The sequence below is a fragment of the Acinetobacter sp. 24-47-47 genome, from assembly GCF_057737035.1.
The window spans coordinates 1,097,153-1,113,676 of sequence record NZ_CM173216.1; the positions used below are offsets into that span (position 1 = coordinate 1,097,153).

Annotated in this window: 13 protein-coding genes; 11 read left to right on the top strand and 2 right to left on the bottom strand. The window is 37.4% G+C overall.

Features of this window, described 5'->3' with window-relative positions; translation table 11 throughout:
- Positions 1-27: 27 nt before the first annotated feature.
- A complete protein-coding gene (locus AC1M9E_RS05040) occupies positions 28-516 on the bottom strand; it encodes a rhodanese-like domain-containing protein (protein WP_035265884.1) in 489 nt (162 codons plus the stop codon).
- Positions 517-958: 442 nt separating this feature from the next.
- Here AC1M9E_RS05040 and clpB point away from each other — a divergent pair, with 442 nt between their 5' ends.
- The 5 genes from clpB to AC1M9E_RS05065 all read left to right on the top strand — a co-directional run bounded on the left by clpB (position 959) and on the right by AC1M9E_RS05065 (position 7,777).
- Positions 959-3,535 (top strand): ATP-dependent chaperone ClpB, encoded by a 2,577-nt coding sequence (gene clpB / locus AC1M9E_RS05045; protein ID WP_488225096.1) that lies wholly within the window; start codon positions 959-961, stop codon positions 3,533-3,535.
- 204 nt (positions 3,536-3,739) lie between these two features.
- Positions 3,740-4,576 carry a hypothetical protein gene (locus AC1M9E_RS05050; RefSeq protein WP_481588431.1) on the top strand — a complete coding sequence of 279 codons (837 nt, stop codon included), beginning with the start codon at positions 3,740-3,742 and terminating at the stop codon, positions 4,574-4,576.
- Positions 4,576-6,099 carry a GH3 family acyl-acid amido synthetase gene (locus AC1M9E_RS05055; RefSeq protein ID WP_488225097.1) on the top strand — a complete coding sequence of 508 codons (1,524 nt, stop codon included), beginning with the start codon at positions 4,576-4,578 and terminating at the stop codon, positions 6,097-6,099. Before AC1M9E_RS05050 ends, AC1M9E_RS05055 begins: the two co-directional genes overlap by 1 nt.
- A gap of 10 nt (positions 6,100-6,109) precedes the next feature.
- Positions 6,110-7,252 (top strand): GNAT family N-acetyltransferase, encoded by a 1,143-nt coding sequence (locus AC1M9E_RS05060; protein WP_481596863.1) that lies wholly within the window; start codon positions 6,110-6,112, stop codon positions 7,250-7,252.
- Between the two features lie 99 nt (positions 7,253-7,351).
- A complete protein-coding gene (locus tag AC1M9E_RS05065) occupies positions 7,352-7,777 on the top strand; it encodes a hypothetical protein (protein WP_488225098.1) in 426 nt (141 codons plus the stop codon).
- 60 nt (positions 7,778-7,837) lie between these two features.
- Here the strand turns inward: AC1M9E_RS05065 and rlmKL are convergent, their stop codons facing one another.
- Complete coding sequence (rlmKL, locus tag AC1M9E_RS05070) at positions 7,838-10,042, bottom strand: bifunctional 23S rRNA (guanine(2069)-N(7))-methyltransferase RlmK/23S rRNA (guanine(2445)-N(2))-methyltransferase RlmL (RefSeq protein ID WP_481589786.1); 2,205 nt, start codon at positions 10,040-10,042, stop codon at positions 7,838-7,840.
- A gap of 171 nt (positions 10,043-10,213) precedes the next feature.
- On the opposite strand from rlmKL, the gene AC1M9E_RS05075 reads away from it, so the two are divergent.
- From AC1M9E_RS05075 to AC1M9E_RS05100, 6 genes are all read left to right on the top strand, one after another.
- On the top strand, positions 10,214-10,831 hold the full coding sequence (locus AC1M9E_RS05075) for a LysE family translocator (protein ID WP_481607028.1): 618 nt from the start codon (positions 10,214-10,216) through the stop codon (positions 10,829-10,831).
- A gap of 307 nt (positions 10,832-11,138) precedes the next feature.
- Positions 11,139-12,155, top strand: coding sequence for an aspartate carbamoyltransferase catalytic subunit (locus tag AC1M9E_RS05080; RefSeq protein ID WP_488225099.1), 1,017 nt, complete (start codon positions 11,139-11,141; stop codon positions 12,153-12,155).
- A 10-nt stretch (positions 12,156-12,165) separates the two neighbouring features.
- Positions 12,166-13,401 (top strand): dihydroorotase, encoded by a 1,236-nt coding sequence (locus AC1M9E_RS05085; RefSeq protein ID WP_481588425.1) that lies wholly within the window; start codon positions 12,166-12,168, stop codon positions 13,399-13,401.
- Positions 13,402-13,592: 191 nt separating this feature from the next.
- Complete coding sequence (locus AC1M9E_RS05090; protein ID WP_488225100.1) at positions 13,593-14,492, top strand: lysozyme inhibitor LprI family protein; 900 nt, start codon at positions 13,593-13,595, stop codon at positions 14,490-14,492.
- 128 nt (positions 14,493-14,620) lie between these two features.
- Positions 14,621-15,646, top strand: coding sequence for a lysozyme inhibitor LprI family protein (locus tag AC1M9E_RS05095; RefSeq protein WP_092766131.1), 1,026 nt, complete (start codon positions 14,621-14,623; stop codon positions 15,644-15,646).
- A gap of 85 nt (positions 15,647-15,731) precedes the next feature.
- Positions 15,732-16,508, top strand: a complete 777-nt coding sequence (locus tag AC1M9E_RS05100; protein WP_481607026.1) for a Rossmann-like and DUF2520 domain-containing protein — start codon at positions 15,732-15,734, stop codon at positions 16,506-16,508.
- The last annotated feature ends 16 nt before the right edge of the window (positions 16,509-16,524 follow it).

The following is a 16,524-nucleotide window of genomic DNA, read 5'->3' on the forward strand; positions in this document are numbered from 1 at the left end:
TTTTTATGTAAGTTGAGCGAATCAATTTTACTCTTGTACCCATGGCAGATTGTGAAATCGCCAACCATTATAAGTACCACGATGTGAGTTAGGGTCTAAATCACCTTCAAAACCTTGATCGATATTGTATACGTTCGTGAAACCAGCGTTATACGCCACACTCGCTGCTGCTGCAGAGCGCTTTCCACTACGGCACATGAGCAAAATGATGTCATATGCATTAACAAAAGATTGTAACTTCTCTAAAAACTCAGGGTTACGTTCAAGTGAGATGCCTGTGAGCCAAGGAATATGTTCTGAATGTTCGACATAACCTACGAATTTTCGCTCTTCATGTGTTCTGACATCAATAATGATCGCTTGCTGGGATTGAAATAAAAGCCACGCATCTTGGGGTTTTAAAGAGCCTGCAAAGAGGAGTGTATGATCTTCTACATTTTTTTTTGCTTCAGATAAAATAAATTTAATTTTATCTTGATGGACTTTATTTTCTGAGAGATTTATAAAATGATTCATGTAAGTATGCCTGAATGATTAAATCATCCGTTTATGGAAAACGGTGATTATTATAAGTTTTATCTATATTCTTTAAATAAATATAAAATTAATTGTTTATCTTATAAATTCATATTGAATGATTTTGCACAACATGTACCGATTAGGTCGATATAAGTTCGGCATACTCCTATGTGATGATTTGAGAACAATAATGACCGTTTACTGAGAGTATATTTTCTTTGTCATATGTAGTGAATAGTAGATAAATATCATAATCACCATGAAAAAATTGTGAAGTGGTATTGAAAAATGTATGAGCAGCACAAATATTATAGTTATAATCTATCTTTATTTTTTAAATAATTGAAATTTAAGAAAATAATTAAAAAACCGACTTGAAATATGACGCTTCTCACCCATTAACTAAGCAAGTACCAAATTTGTTGTGAGGAAAATAATAATGCGTTTTGAAAAATTTACAAATCGCTTACAGCAAGCCTTATCTGATGCGCAATCTTTAGCAATGGGCAAGGATCATACAGCGATTGAAGGCATCCATATACTATCGACACTGCTGGAAGAGCCATCAAATATGAGTTTGTTGCAGCAGGCAGGGGCGAATTTACGAGAATTGAGCACAAAGTTGCAACAGGCGCTTGCTGATGCACCAACACTTGCCCATCCAACTGGGGATATCAATCTCAGTCCAGATGCGGTTAAAGCGCTTAACTTGGCAGATAGTTATGCACAAAAATCGGGTGATGAGTTTCTTTCAACAGATTGGGTGTTACTTGGTTTAGCAGAAACAGGTGCAACCAAAACTATTTTAAATGCGGTTGGTGTTCAATCCGCAGGTTTAAAAGCGGCGATAACTAAAGTTCGAGGTGATGAAAAAGTCATGAGTAACAATCATGAAGATCAACGTGATTCATTAAACAAATACACCATTGATCTCACTGAGCGAGCACTTTCTGGCAAGCTTGATCCAGTGATTGGGCGAGATGATGAAATTCGTCGAACAGTCCAAGTTTTATCACGCCGTACAAAAAATAATCCTGTTTTGATTGGTGAGCCGGGTGTTGGTAAAACTGCCATTGTTGAGGGTTTAGCACAGCGTATCGTTAATGGAGAAGTGCCTGAAAGTTTAAAAAATAAACGTGTCTTATCACTTGATCTTGGATCGCTTTTAGCTGGTGCAAAATATCGTGGTGAATTTGAAGAGCGCTTAAAAGCTGTATTAAAAGATCTTGCTAAACATGATGGTGAAATTATCCTCTTTATCGATGAGTTGCATACTCTAGTCGGTGCAGGTAAAGGCGACGGTGCAATGGATGCAGGTAACATGTTGAAGCCTGCTTTAGCACGTGGAGAATTACGTTGTGTAGGTGCTACAACATTAGATGAATATCGACAATTCATTGAAAAAGATGCAGCACTTGAACGTCGTTTCCAAAAAGTATTGGTTGATGAGCCTAGTGTTGAAGACACGATTGCGATTTTACGTGGATTAAAAGAGCGCTATGAAGTACATCATGGTGTTAAAATCTTAGATTCTGCCATCATTGCTGCAGCTAAAATGTCGCATCGATACATTACAGATCGTCAACTACCAGATAAAGCGATTGATTTGATTGATGAAGCGGCATCTCGAATTAAGATGGAGCTTGATTCAAAACCTGAGTCTCTAGATAAATTAGAACGTCGTCTTATTCAACTGAAATTACAGCTTGAGGCTGTAAAAAAAGATGAAGATGCAGGAAGTAAAGCTGAAGTTTCACACTTAGAAAAACAAATTGCTGAAGTAGAGAAGGAATACAGCGATCTTGAAGAAGTGTGGATTTCTGAAAAACGTTTAGTGCAAGGTGATCAACAAACTCAGGCGGAGCTTGATCAAGCACGTATCGCGATGCAAAAGGCACAACGTGAAAATGATCTAGCTGAAATGGCACGACTTCAATATGGAGTAATTCCTGATTTGGAGAAACGACTCAGTGAAGAAGCATCTGAAGAGAAAGTTGAACCTAAATTATTGCGTAATAAAGTGACGGACAATGAAATTGCCGAAGTTGTAAGTGCAGCTACAGGAATTCCTGTAGCAAAAATGCTACAGGGTGAGCGTGAAAAATTACTCAGTATGGAAACATTTTTACATAACCGCGTCGTAGGTCAAGATGAAGCGGTAGTTGCAGTTTCTAATGCTGTACGACGCTCACGTTCTGGACTTTCAGATCCAAATCGCCCAAGTGGTTCATTCTTATTTTTAGGTCCAACAGGTGTCGGTAAAACTGAGTTAACTAAAGCTTTAGCAAACTTCTTATTTGACAGTGACGATGCCATGATCCGTATCGATATGTCTGAATTTATGGAGAAACATTCTGTTAGTCGTTTGGTGGGAGCACCTCCTGGTTATGTTGGTTATGAAGAGGGTGGTGTGCTAACTGAAGCAGTACGCCGTAAGCCTTATAGCGTGGTGTTATTTGATGAAGTAGAGAAGGCTCATCCAGATGTATTTAATATTCTGCTTCAGGTACTTGACGATGGTCGCTTGACTGATTCGCAAGGGCGTGTGGTGGATTTTAAAAATACCGTGATCGTTATGACTTCAAACTTAGGTTCAAATGAAGTGCGCGAATTAGGTGACATGGCGACGGAACAAGATGTACGCAGTGTTGTGATGGCTGCTGTTTCTGAGCATTTTAGACCAGAGTTTATTAACCGAATTGATGAGCTTGTAATCTTCCATGCACTGAAAAAATCGCAGATTCGAGGTATCGCGGATATTCAGTTAGATCGCTTACGTGCTCGTTTGGCTGATCGTGATTTAAGTTTGACTGTAGATGACACTGCTTTCGATGAATTAATTGAGGCAGGATATGACCCAATCTATGGGGCTCGACCACTTAAACGTGCTATTCAACAAAAGGTTGAAAATACATTGGCTCAAAAAATCTTGGCGGGAGAATTTTTGCCAGGAGATACAATTGTTATACAAAGCACTGATGGAAATTTGAGTTTTAGTAAACTTAAATTAAATTAGAATTTAATAAACAAACTTAGAAAACCTGAATTCGTTCAGGTTTTTTTTCATTTAAGTGATTTAAAAATAATAAATTTATTTTTTAATAAAATTGCTACTCAAATCTATTAAGTATAAGATTGCACTCAATATTTTTGTGAATAAATGTTTAATTTGTTTATTGATTCACAAAAGGAATTCATTGTTTAGCTTAATGGGATCAATATGCTAGAATTAAAACGACTCCGAAAATTAAAAAAAGAACCTTATAGTGAGTTTGTTAAGGTAAAAGATTTAAAACCCCGTGATATTGAAAAGATGTTCAATATTTACAGTAACTATTATTCAAATACAGTCTTTGAAATTTTTGAAAGAGACCTTCTGGAAAAGACTGGTGTGTTTATCATTCGAGAACCCAAAAAAGATTTTTTAGTGGGTTTCTCAACTGTAATGGAGCGAAATTTTACCGTGAATGGTAAAACTGCCCATGCTTTTTTTAGTGGTGATACCATTATTGAGGAGGCGTATTGGGGTAGTCGAGCATTACAACGTGCGATGTTTCGTTATGTAATGACCTTCAAATTACGTCATACGGGTGTACCGATCTATTGGATGCTGATCTCAAAGGGCTTTAAGACCTACTTACTTCTTGCAAATAATTATTATCACTATTATCCAAATCCAGAAAATAAAGATGAATATTTAAAAGATTATGTTGAAGCGTATTGTCGTGAGTATTTTGCAGAATACTATGATGATGAATCAAAGCTGATTGATTTTGGAGAAAACTATCAGTGTCTGAAACCTGATGTGGCCCCAATAACAGAAGAAATGCGCCAGAAAAATCGTAAAATCGAGTTTTTTGAGGAATGCAATCCATCTTGGGTTCAAGGTACTGAATTACCGTGTATTGGTGAGCTGCGTTGGGTTGATATTTTGCAAACAGCGGTAAGGTTTGTGAAAAAATCATCGCTCAAAAAAAATAAGTCGAATCTGAATAAAGATAAATTATCTAAATCGGCTCAAACCAAAGATCAAGATCAAGATTCTAAGGTGGCCTAATGTCTGTGATATTTGCAGCTCATCAAGTTTTAAATTTGGCCTGTAAAAAATCATTTAAAGACTTTTATCAATACGCTGATCAATTGGAAAAAGTTCAGCGTGATAAATTAAAAGTTATATGTGATGATCCAAAGATGGAATATGAGTCGTTTGCTCAACACTTTCCAGTAACACGTTATGCTGATTGGAAGCAGAAAGTTGAAGCATCACGTAATCAAGGCGTAAATTTACTTAATAAAAGTAAAATTATCCGATTCCAGCCTACAAGTGGTTCAAGTGAAGCACTCAAATTTATTCCTTATACCCAACAATTTTTAAGTGAAATAGATCAGGCGATTGGTTTATGGCTCACGAGTTTATATCGTCGTTATCCTGAACTAAAACGTACAACACACTATTGGTCTGTATCTTGGTTGCCTGAAAGCCAGCGTCAACTGACGACCACTCATAATTTAAATGATGATAGTGCCTTACTTTCTTTTTCAAAACGAATTTTAACTCAAATTACGCAAGCAGTCCCTGCGGACATTGCTTTGGCAGAAACTGCTGAAGATGCGATGTTCGCTACGGCTGTGTATTTAGTCAGAGATGAAAATCTCGGCATGATTTCAGTGTGGAGCCCAACTTTTGCACTGCAACTGATCGAAATTATCCAAGAAAATAAGAGTGAAATCGTTGAGGTTTTATCGACTGGTCAGTGGAGTCGTCAAAGTTTAGATTTTTTAAAAATCAAAAAATCAGTAAAACGTAGCCAGATTCTAGAACGATTAGATTTGGAAGATCCGACTTGTTGGAAAAAATTGTGGCCAAAGCTATTTTTAATTTCATCTTGGGATACCGCAAGCGCACAGCACTGGGCACAAATTTTAAAAACCAAAATTAAGGGTGTAAGTTTTGAAGGTAAAGGGCTTTGGGCCACTGAAGGCGTAGTGACTATACCTTTAGATGATCATTATCCCTTGATGTATCAAACTCATTTTTATGAGTTTCAAGATTTAGATACTCAGCAAATTTACCCTGCTTGGCAGCTTAAACCAGGTCAAATCGTGAGTCCGATTATTACGACAGGGTCTGGCCTAAAACGCTACATTATTGATGATGAATTATTGGTTGATTCTTTTTATCAGGGCATTCCGTGCTTTAAATTTCTTGGTCGAAAGATGACAGTTGATTTGGTCGGAGAAAAGATTGATCAATCTGTTGCTTTGAGTGTGATCGATACATTTAAACAAAACGGTTTTTTACCCATTAGTTTACTCGGAATAGAAAAGACTGAATCGAAACCTTATTATGTTTTGCTTTCTGAGGGTAGTGTGAGTGGGCAGCCGTCCGATCAACAGTTAGATCAATTGCTAAAACAAAATTTTCACTATGAGTTGGCACGTAATTTAGGGCAATTAGATGAAGCACGCGTGATGCATGTGGAAGATGCATGGCATGAATATAAGACAATCGCAATGCGCAATGGCATGATTGAGGGGAATATCAAGCCAGAACCGTTGAAGAAAATGAAATTTATTTAAGAATTTAAAAATGACAGAGCAAAATTTACTATATCGATCAAAAACCTCGCCTGAATTTTATCTACGTTATGCTGCGGAGCAAGATGATCCTCAATTGATTGAGCTGATTTCTGAAAGTATGCCGAGTAACGGTATGGTGATTTCATTTGAGCGGAAACCGAGTTATTTTCGTGCTACACATGCACAATATAATAAGCCTGAAATTTTAGTTGTCGTACATCAAGATCAGCCTGATCAAATTATTGCCATGATGAACATCGGTTGGAAATCGTATTGGATCAATGGCGTCACTGAACAATTACGCTATGTATCAGATTTACGAATCAAACTTACAGCTCGGGGTAAAAAAGCGTTTAATGTATTTATGGAATACATTTTTGAATGTTTCCCTCGTGAAATTATCTTTCAAAGTGTGATTTTAGAAGATAATAAAGTAGCTCGTAATATGATGCATCGTGAAAGAGAAGGATATGCTTTACCTTATATCTTTGATTCGATGACCACTTTTACCATTTCTAAGGTGCCTAAGTTTAAGCAGTCTGCTGAACTTCGCCTTGAAACAATGACCATAGATAAGATTGATGCGGTCAATGGTTTTATACAAGAAATGGCTTCCCATTATAATTTTTTACCTGATTATGACTTTAGACAGTTATTGGAAGCTAATCATCCTTTTTGGTATGGGCTGAGATTAGAAGACTTTCATTTAGTGCTCAATTCAGATCATAAAATCGTAGGTTTATTTGGTTTGTGGGATCAAAAAGATTTCAAACAAACTAAAGTGGCGAGTTATTCTACAACGTTAAAACTGTTAAAACCTGTCTATAACACTTATGCTCGAATTACTGGACAGTTAACGCTTCCCGAAGAAGGGCAATCCTTTGATTATCTCATGACGCATAGTTTCCTCTGTGATCCAAGTGCGTTAGACGTACTAAAGTTTATGCTGACCAAAGTAAATACATTGGTGAAAGCTCAGGGTAAAACATCATTTTGTGTGACTGTGGTTGAGAATGACCCACGTAAGCAAGTTCTAGAGCAGTGTTCATCACATAAAATGAAAGCAGTTCACACGCTTCATAGTTATGAAAGTAAACCCTATGACGTGATTGATCGTTCTAAATACTCTTACTTTGAAGTGAGTCGTATTTAAGAATATAGTGCGTTCATCGGAATGCGGGTGAACGCACTTGATTAGCTGTAATTAATAAATATATAAATAAAATTACAATAATAATTCTCGAGATAAAAAATGGAATTTATAAGTGTTACTTTTCGACGGTCAATTTTAATTTCTAGCATGCTGATGTGTGGTTTCCAATGGGCAACTGCACAGCAATTAGATGAATCTGAACTCATCGAACAGCAAGTGATTGATCAGAATTTGAATGAAAATTTAGTGCAAGAATTAAAAAAAGAAGTATCACAGAGCGCTGAGGTACAAATACAAAATCAACAACATTTGGCTCAGACTCAAGCAGAAGAATTTAATCAGAAGCAATTGGTTTCAAATGCAGTTTCTGATTTTGAATTGAGCAAAAAAGCAGATCCAGAGCAGATTAGGAAAACCATTAAACCACTGACGTATTATCCTTATGATACGCTACCACGTACTGTCTATGTTTCAACAGATCCAACCATTATTGTGACAAAGGAATATTCACCTTCAAAAAATTAAAGAAAATAAAAAAGGGCAAACGAATTGCCCTGTTTTTTTATTGGTCAAGCTCTCTAGTCATTAGGCTTGAAGGTGTCTAATTTTCCATGAACGATGAATTTTAGTATTACGTTTAAAGTCTAGACCAATTGTTTCATGGGTGAGTTCTTCAATGTCATAAAACGCTTTGATTTCGTCGTCTAATTCGAAACCACGATAGTTATTTGAGAAATACAGCGTACCACCAGTGGTTAAACGATTCATTGCACGTTTAATCAGGGATAAGTGATCACGTTGAACGTCAAACGTACCATGGAATTTTTTAGAGTTCGAGAACGTTGGCGGATCGATAAAGATTAAGTCATATTGTTCATGACCTTCTTTTAACCATTCAAAACAATCACTGGCAAAGAACTGGTGTTGTTGGTCAGCATGATCAACCGTTAAACCATTTAAAACAAAGTTTTCTTTAGACCAGTTCAAATAAGTATTTGAAAGGTCGACACTGGTCGTGCTCGCAGCACCACCTAACGCAGCATGTAAACTTGCAGTTGAGGTATAACTATATAGATTAAGGAAATGTTTACCTTTTGCTTCAGCAGCGATGCGTAAGCGAATTTGGCGATGGTCGAGGAAAAGGCCAGTATCCAAATAATCTGTCAGGTTAACCAAAATTTTCGCTTTGCCTTCTTGAACGATAAAGCGTTTAGAGGCAGTACTTTGTTTGGTGTATTGGTTTTTACCTTCCTGACGAGCACGAGTCTTGATAAAAATGGCATCGCGACCTAAACCTGTGACAGCACGGATTGCTTGTAAAGCAAGATTAAAACGTTTTTTCGCTTTTTCAGGATCGATTGATTTTGGTGGGGCATATTCTTGAACATGCAGTCGGTCGCCATATAGATCTACAGCGACATTAAAGTCTGGTAAATCAGCATCATAAATTCGTAAACAATAGATATTTTCTTTCACTGCCCATTTTTTCAAATTCTGCATATTCTTTTGCAGGCGATTTGTAAAATCTTCGGCACCTTCAATTTTATCGAATTGAAGTGGTTGCCAATTGGCTAAGAAAGGTTGTGTCACAACAGGTGGCTTAATCTTGCCCGAGCGAATATAAATAGGCAGCTTACCATTCATTAAGCGAAGCGTTTGAGTTTCGCTGAATGCTAACACGTCTGCTTGTTCAATTTGAGCTGCAATAACTGCGGCAGTTTGGTTGGCAAAGTTCTTTTGAAGTAAGCCAGATAGACCAAGATAGAATGAACGGCTAGAGCCTTTATCCCCAAGACGCTCACCATAAGGTGGGTTGGTGACAACGACCACAGATTTACCTTCTGCTTTAAAATCTGGCCAATCAGAAAGGGTGCGCTCTTCTATTTGAATTTGATCTAGCAATGCCTCAAATCCTGCAGCGCGGATATTATTTTTGGTTGCTTTTACTGCTTCCCAATCTGCGTCAAAGGCATAGAATTTTGGAAGCGGTTTTTCTAAGGCAACTTTGTGACGTTCCGCAGCTTCACCTTTAATTTGCATCCAAAGATCATGATCATGACCATTCCAGCCATTAAAGCCGAAACGACGAACCAAACCAGGCGCGCGGTCAGTTAACATCATCAAAGCTTCAATAATAAATGTTCCTGAACCACACATTGGATCAAGAACAATATCTGGATTCTTTTCAATTAATTTTGCATGTTGAAGAATGGCTGCTGCCAAATTTTCTTTGATCGGTGCATCAGTCATATAGTGGCGATAGCCACGTTTATGCAATGAATCGCCAGACAAATCTAAACAGAAAGTATGTTCTTTTTTACCAGCCAAAGCGTAAATGGTTATTTCTGGTTGTTTGATATCGATGCTTGGACGCTTACCGACAGCCTCCATGAAGGAATCTACGATACCGTCTTTCACACGTAAGGTAGCGAATTGGCTGTTGACTTTGATCTCACGTTCGACATGTAAACGCACAGCAAATGTACTTTGAGGTGCAAAAATAAGCGACCAGTCAAAACTATTTGCACCTTCGTAGAGTTCTTCAGCTACATCGCGTGCATCGTGAGTAAATTCAACTTCAAACGTATGGATAGGCGTCAAAACACGTGATGCAAGACGAGACCACATACAAATCCGGTATGCATCAGCCAATTGACCTTTGAAAACCAATCGCCCAGGGAAACGTTCAACGTTTTGTACTCCTAAACCTTCAATTTCTTCTTGAAGTAAGGTTTCAAGCCCATCTGCACAGGTAACCCAATATGTAGAAAGACGAGGTTTAGAATTCATGAACATTCCCAAAGACTAATAAAGCAATCGTATATTTTAACTTATTTTTGATTTTAAAACTGCTTTAATGCGTTGATCCAACCATTTTAAAAATAATTTAAATTTACAAGATTGATTGAAACTGGTTGATATAGCCCCATAAAACTAAAAAACACTAAAAGATAAAAAAATATGCTGGCTTTAATTTTCTCTATGTTTACCTTTTCATTATCGATGTCTATCTCTCCTGGGCCTGTTAATTTAACTATTCTCAGTAGCAGTATGAACTTTGGTGTTCGAAAAACTTTTGCTTTTATTTCAGGTGCTACCATTGGATTTACTGCTTTACTTGCAGCAGTTTGCTTTGGTCTATATCAGATTATTTTATTGTATCCGGTTCTTTTGGATGCTATTGCGCTGTTAGGAACGGCTCTATTGGTTTGGATTGGCTGGAATATTTTAAGTGCTAAAGGCGAGAAAATTCAAACGGATCAACAAGATCTAGAGAAAATTCCAAATTTTACTCAAGGTGCTTTAATGCAGTGGCTGAATCCAAAAGCTTGGATTGCCGCTGTTTCAGGTACAGCTCTTTTTTCAGCTTCAGAGAATAGTGTTTATTTAGCGCTTTTTGTTTTGATTTATTTTATGGTCTGCTATGTCTCTTTATGGCTTTGGGGATATGCAGGGGAAAAATTGGCTCAGTTTCTTAATGTGGGAAATCGAGCAAGAATTTTGAATAGGGTGATGGGAAGTCTTTTAATCGTGATTGCTATACAGATGTGTCTCACTCATTTTTTAACATATCCATAAAACTATGAGTGGATCATTTATTAAAAATTTCTATTTTTATAATCTAACTCACTATTTCAGGGAAATTTGATTGAACAGATGTATCAAAATAAAGATAAACAAGATTTTATGTAGGAGTTTGGAGCTTAATTTTGAGGGAATTAGAAGATTTCAATGGGATGCTTTTGGTTAAATTAAGTTTTTGAAAAATTTTATGAAACATCATAAGTCGTGATTAAGTTAGATATTGATCAGCTGCAGTGTGGATCACTGCCAAATCATTTTAGAATCTGTATAATACGTTGACTTAACGTATAAGGAATCTCTCATGCACTTCGCTGCATTGCATACACCGAGCCAGATTCAACTCAACCAAGATGGGAATCTCAAACACTTCCTCACCATCGAAGGCCTTTCAAAAGAAACTCTTACAAAAATATTGGACACTGCACAGTCCTTTTTTAATGACCAAAATCAGCTCATTACCAATAATATGCTTGAAGGCAAAACGGTAATGAACCTGTTTTTCGAAAATTCGACACGTACACGAACGACATTTGAAGCAGCGGCAAAACGTCTTTCTGCCAACGTGCTCAATATTGATATTGCTCGCTCAAGTACTTCTAAAGGCGAAACACTGAGAGATACACTGTGGAATTTAGAAGCAATGGCGGCTGATATCTTTGTGGTTCGACATTCTTCATCGGGTGCTGCACATTTTATTGCGAAGGATGTTTGTCCAACTGTTGCGATTATCAACGCGGGTGATGGACGTCATGCGCATCCAACACAAGCAATGTTGGATATGCTTACGATTCGCCGTGAAACCAATAAAAAATTTGAAGATATTTCCATTTCAATCATTGGGGATATTAAACATTCACGAGTTGCACGTTCTGATGTGGCTGCATTGCAAACATTAGGTTGTAAAGATATTCGTGTGATTGCGCCGAATACGTTACTTCCTTATGGCTTCGATGAATATGGTGAAGGTGTTCGCCTATTTAACAATATGGAAGCTGGGATTAAGGATTGTGATGTCATCATTACTTTACGTATTCAAAATGAACGTATCGATTCACCTGCATTATCTTCACAAGCTGAATTTTACAAAATGTATGGTTTGAACAAAGAGCGTTTGGCTTTGGCCAAACCTGATTGTATCGTGATGCATCCAGGGCCGATGAATCGTGGTGTTGAGATTGATTCAAGTATTGCAGATGGTCCTCAATCAGTGATTTTGAATCAAGTGACCAATGGTATTGCGGTGCGTATGGCAGTTCTCGCACTGGCGATGCAGGGTCAGTTACAAGAACAAGGTTTAATTGAAGCAGTTGCGGTATAAGGAATCAGTCATGTCTATTGTTAAAGTCGAAAATGTACGCGTCCTAGATCCAATTGCTCAAACTGATCAAATAGAAACTATTTTTATTCAAGATGGAAAACGCATCGAAGCGACTTCAGATGTGCATGAAAGCATCGATGGGCAAGGCAAATGGTTGATGCCAACGATGGTTGATTTGTGTGCACGTTTACGAGAGCCAGGTCAACAACAACATGGAACGTTGAAATCTGAAGGTAAAGCAGCACGTGAAAATGGCATTTTACATGTATTTACCCCACCAGATTCAAAACCTATCGTTCAGGACAATGGCGCTTTAATTCATGGTCTTGTTGAAAAGGCCATGTTAGATGGCGGGATTTACCTTGAGGTGATAGGTGCACAAACACAAGGGCTTCAAGGAAATCAACCAGCCAACATGGCGGGTTTAAAAAAGGGTGGTTGTACTGCTGTATCAAATGCAAATGCACCTTTTGCGAATGACGATGTGGTGCTTCGTACGCTTGAATATGCTGCAGGTTTGAATTTAACTGTCGTATTCTATGCTGAAGAGCCTCAAATTGCGAAAGATGGCTGTGTGCATGAAGGCTTTATTGCTTCACGCCAAGGTTTACCAATGATTCCTGCTTTGGCAGAAACGGTCGCGATCGCAAAATATCTATTAATGATAGAGGCGACAAAAGTCCGCGCACACTTCGGATTACTGTCTTGTGGTGCTTCGGTTGAGTTAATACGTATCGCGAAGGAAAAAGGATTGCCAGTCACGTGTGATGTTGCAATGCATCAGTTACATCTTACGGAATCTTTAATTGATGGATTCAATTCCTTGGCACATGTACGTCCACCTTTGCGTTCAGAATCTGATAAAGAGTTACTTCGTCAGGGAGTGAAATCTGGAGTAATTGACGCGATTTGTACGCATCATGAACCACTCAGTAGTTCTGCAAAAATGGCACCTTTTGCAGAGACTTTGCCAGGTTTTACTGCTTTTGATTCATATGTTCCTTTTGGAATCAAATTGATTGAAGAAGGTTTATTTAGTCCATTAGAGTGGGTTGAAAAAGTAACGAGTGCGCCAGCTGCTGTTGCACAAATGACTGAGACATGGAAAGCACAGGCTGGATGGGTGCTGGTTGATCCAGATTTGGAATGGACACTTGATAAATCTTCTATTATTTCTCAAGGTAAAAATACACCGTTGATTAATCAAAAAGTCAAAGGTAAGGTAATTCGTACTTTCATAAAATAATGTGAATTCAATCATTTAAAGGTCGATTAATATCGGCCTTTTTTATTTTGGATGATTGAATAATTCATGATTCAGTATATTTTATGAAGATCTGTATTTTTTAATAAAATTTAACTGAGAGCTTTAATAAGAATCAAAACAAAACCAATGAGGTTTGGTATCAAGAGCTTGAGTTTGATTGGGGGAGTAGCATGAAACTTCGGATGAAAACATTGACCACATTGTGCATGGTTGGTGCATTGTCAGGATGCCAACAAGTGTATTCAATCATGTATGCTTTTAATCGTTGTGATCAACCTGAAGTGCAATTAAAACTCGAACAAGTCATCCATAAAGACATCGCCAATATCTCAGCGACTCAACTCAAAAGTATTATAGAAAATGATCAAGTTATTATAGATGGTCAACTCTTACAGCGTAGTTTGAAACCAGTTCAATTTAAAATTGAAAACATTGATAAAATAAAGAAAACGAGATCCTCTGATCAGACGATGTGTACAGCAAGAGTCACTGCTGAACTACCATCAAATTATCTGACGGATGCTGATGTATCGCGCGCATTAAATCGAGAGTCAAATGTTTTAGAATCAGCTGCACTTTCTCAATTAAACTTTGAGAACAATCAGATTTCTACTGAGTTAAATTATAGTGTACGAATTTCAGAGCATGAAGTAACTGTACAATTGGTGAATGCACTACATTTCACCAGTTTTATGCAAAAAGTTCTAATAGATGCCCATTTAAAACCATCACGTTTGACGGCTTTAGTGTTAGATCGTCAAAAGAAACAAGCACTTTTAAATCAGCAAAATAAAACATCAGATGATTATCAATCCATTCTTATTGCTGAAGCACAACTTAAATTAGATCAAGCCAATGAAGATCTAAATTCTGTATGGAGTAGAGCTTCACTTCAAGCACGCCAAAAAATACAATACGAGCAAGAACTGTGGGCAAAAAAGCGTAATTTAGAATGTAAATTAAATAGTGAAGGCGCCGATAATCCTGAAGTTTTTCGATTGAATTGCGAAACAAATATGGCGATTAGTCGAACATCTGAATTACAGCAAAAAATTTTCACTCTAAGTTAGGCATTGATTAAACAGGGTTGTTGAGCGTTAGCTTTTACGCATCAAATTTTAAAAAAATAAAAATGTGATGGAGTTGTTGTTTTTTATTTGATTAAATATGTCAAAATTATAAATATGCGGTATAAAAAATGACGTATAAGATTAAATTGGCTTTGATTATCTCTACCATCTTCGTTGCAGGTTGTGATCTGAATAAGAAAAGCAAAGACACCTCACAGAATGTAGAAATTGCTGATTGGAGTTGTACTTCTCCTACGAATGTCAAAGAAATTGAACGCTTTGCGCAACAGGAATATAACAACATTTTAGATCGTCGTTTAAAAGCAACACATCAGTATGAGTCAGATTTAAAATTACTTTCCCAAATCAACTCATCGCTTAGATTTGAACTCAAGTCGATTACAACAACGAATGATCCTTCAAATGCAACAAACAAACTGACGTGTTCAAGCCAGTTAGTTATCCACCTGACGAAGGGGCTTCAACGTCGTGCTGAAAATGCATACCTTGAAAAACCTTGCGAATATGAATGTGAACATGACGAAGGTAGTTATACGCTCCAACATTGGATTAATGATGTTCATGGCAATATCAGTTATGGGCAAGATAAGCTCATAGGCACTTTAAATTATGAGATTACCAAGACAGATAAAGAAGGTTTAATGCTAAGTGTGCAACCTGATAATGCATTGTTAGATATTGCTGCAAGTATGACGAGATATGCTGTTCAATTTGAAGCATTTCGTAAAGCAAATCAGAATGAATCAAAAGCTTACGAAGAATATGAGGCAGTACAACAAAAACAAAAGGCCTTGGCACTCAAAGCCATGCAATTGAGAAAATCTGATTTAGATAAAGAGCAAGCACGAGCTGTCGAGCGACTTAATTTAACTTGGGATAATTTGAGCGGCGAACAAAAAGAACAGCTAAAGAGCGATCAAACTGAATGGTTCGAACGTCGTGACGTGGATTGTAAAGTGGTCTCTCAAAAGTCAATTGAAAGTATCCCAGAAAAAGAACGCGAAACTTATCAGCAACATTATCAATATTGGGACAATGAAATGAATCAAATGAATGTTGAGATGCAATATTCTAAATGTTTCATTCAAAAGACCAATGAGAGAATTGTGTACCTAAACAATGTGTTTAATTAATTCATTACAATATAGCAAAAGGGCGAATTGATTCGTCCTTTTTTTATCGGCATGCTTAGGTATACAGAATATATGTGGAAGCGATATGCGTATTAGTGTGATTGGAGCAGGGCGCGTAGCTCATCATTTGGCTCAGGTATTGAGTCAGCATCATGAGATTGTCCAAGTGTTTAGTCGAGAGCAATCTAAAGCCAATTTGTTGGCGGCTTTAGTAAGAGCTAGACCATGCAATGCAATTGAAGATCTCGAAGACACTGTTGATATTGCATTATTGGTGGTGAGTGATAAGGCAGTTGAAGAAGTTGCTGAAAAAGTTGCAAAACAGCTTCCTCAGGCTTTAATTGTACATACGTCTGGCAGTACCCATATCTCTAAAATCACGCAATATCATGAGCGTGCAGGTGTGTTCTATCCACTACAAACCTTTAGCTTTGAAAGTCAAATTGATTGGTTGAGTACGCCAATATTTGTTGAAGCGATGAGCGACCAGGATTTAGCATCCTTGACTCAAATGGCAAAAGAGTTGAGTCAAAAGGTTTATCAATATGACTCAACACAGCGCTTGAGTTTGCATTTAGCAGCTGTCTTCGCGTGTAACTTTACCAACTACTGCTATGACGTCGCTAAGCAGCTCGTAGATGCACAAAAAGTCGATTTTAATTTATTGTACCCATTGATTTTGGAAACTGCGAAAAAAGCGACTTTAAATCCCCCAAAACAGGTGCAAACTGGTCCAGCGATGCGTGGTGATCAAAACATTATCCATATGCATCAAGAGATGCTGGCGCAGGCTGGACGTACGGATTTAAGCCAAGTGTATAGTGTGGTGAGTGATCAAATTTATAAAAGACAATCAGAATAAAAAAACAGGACTTAAG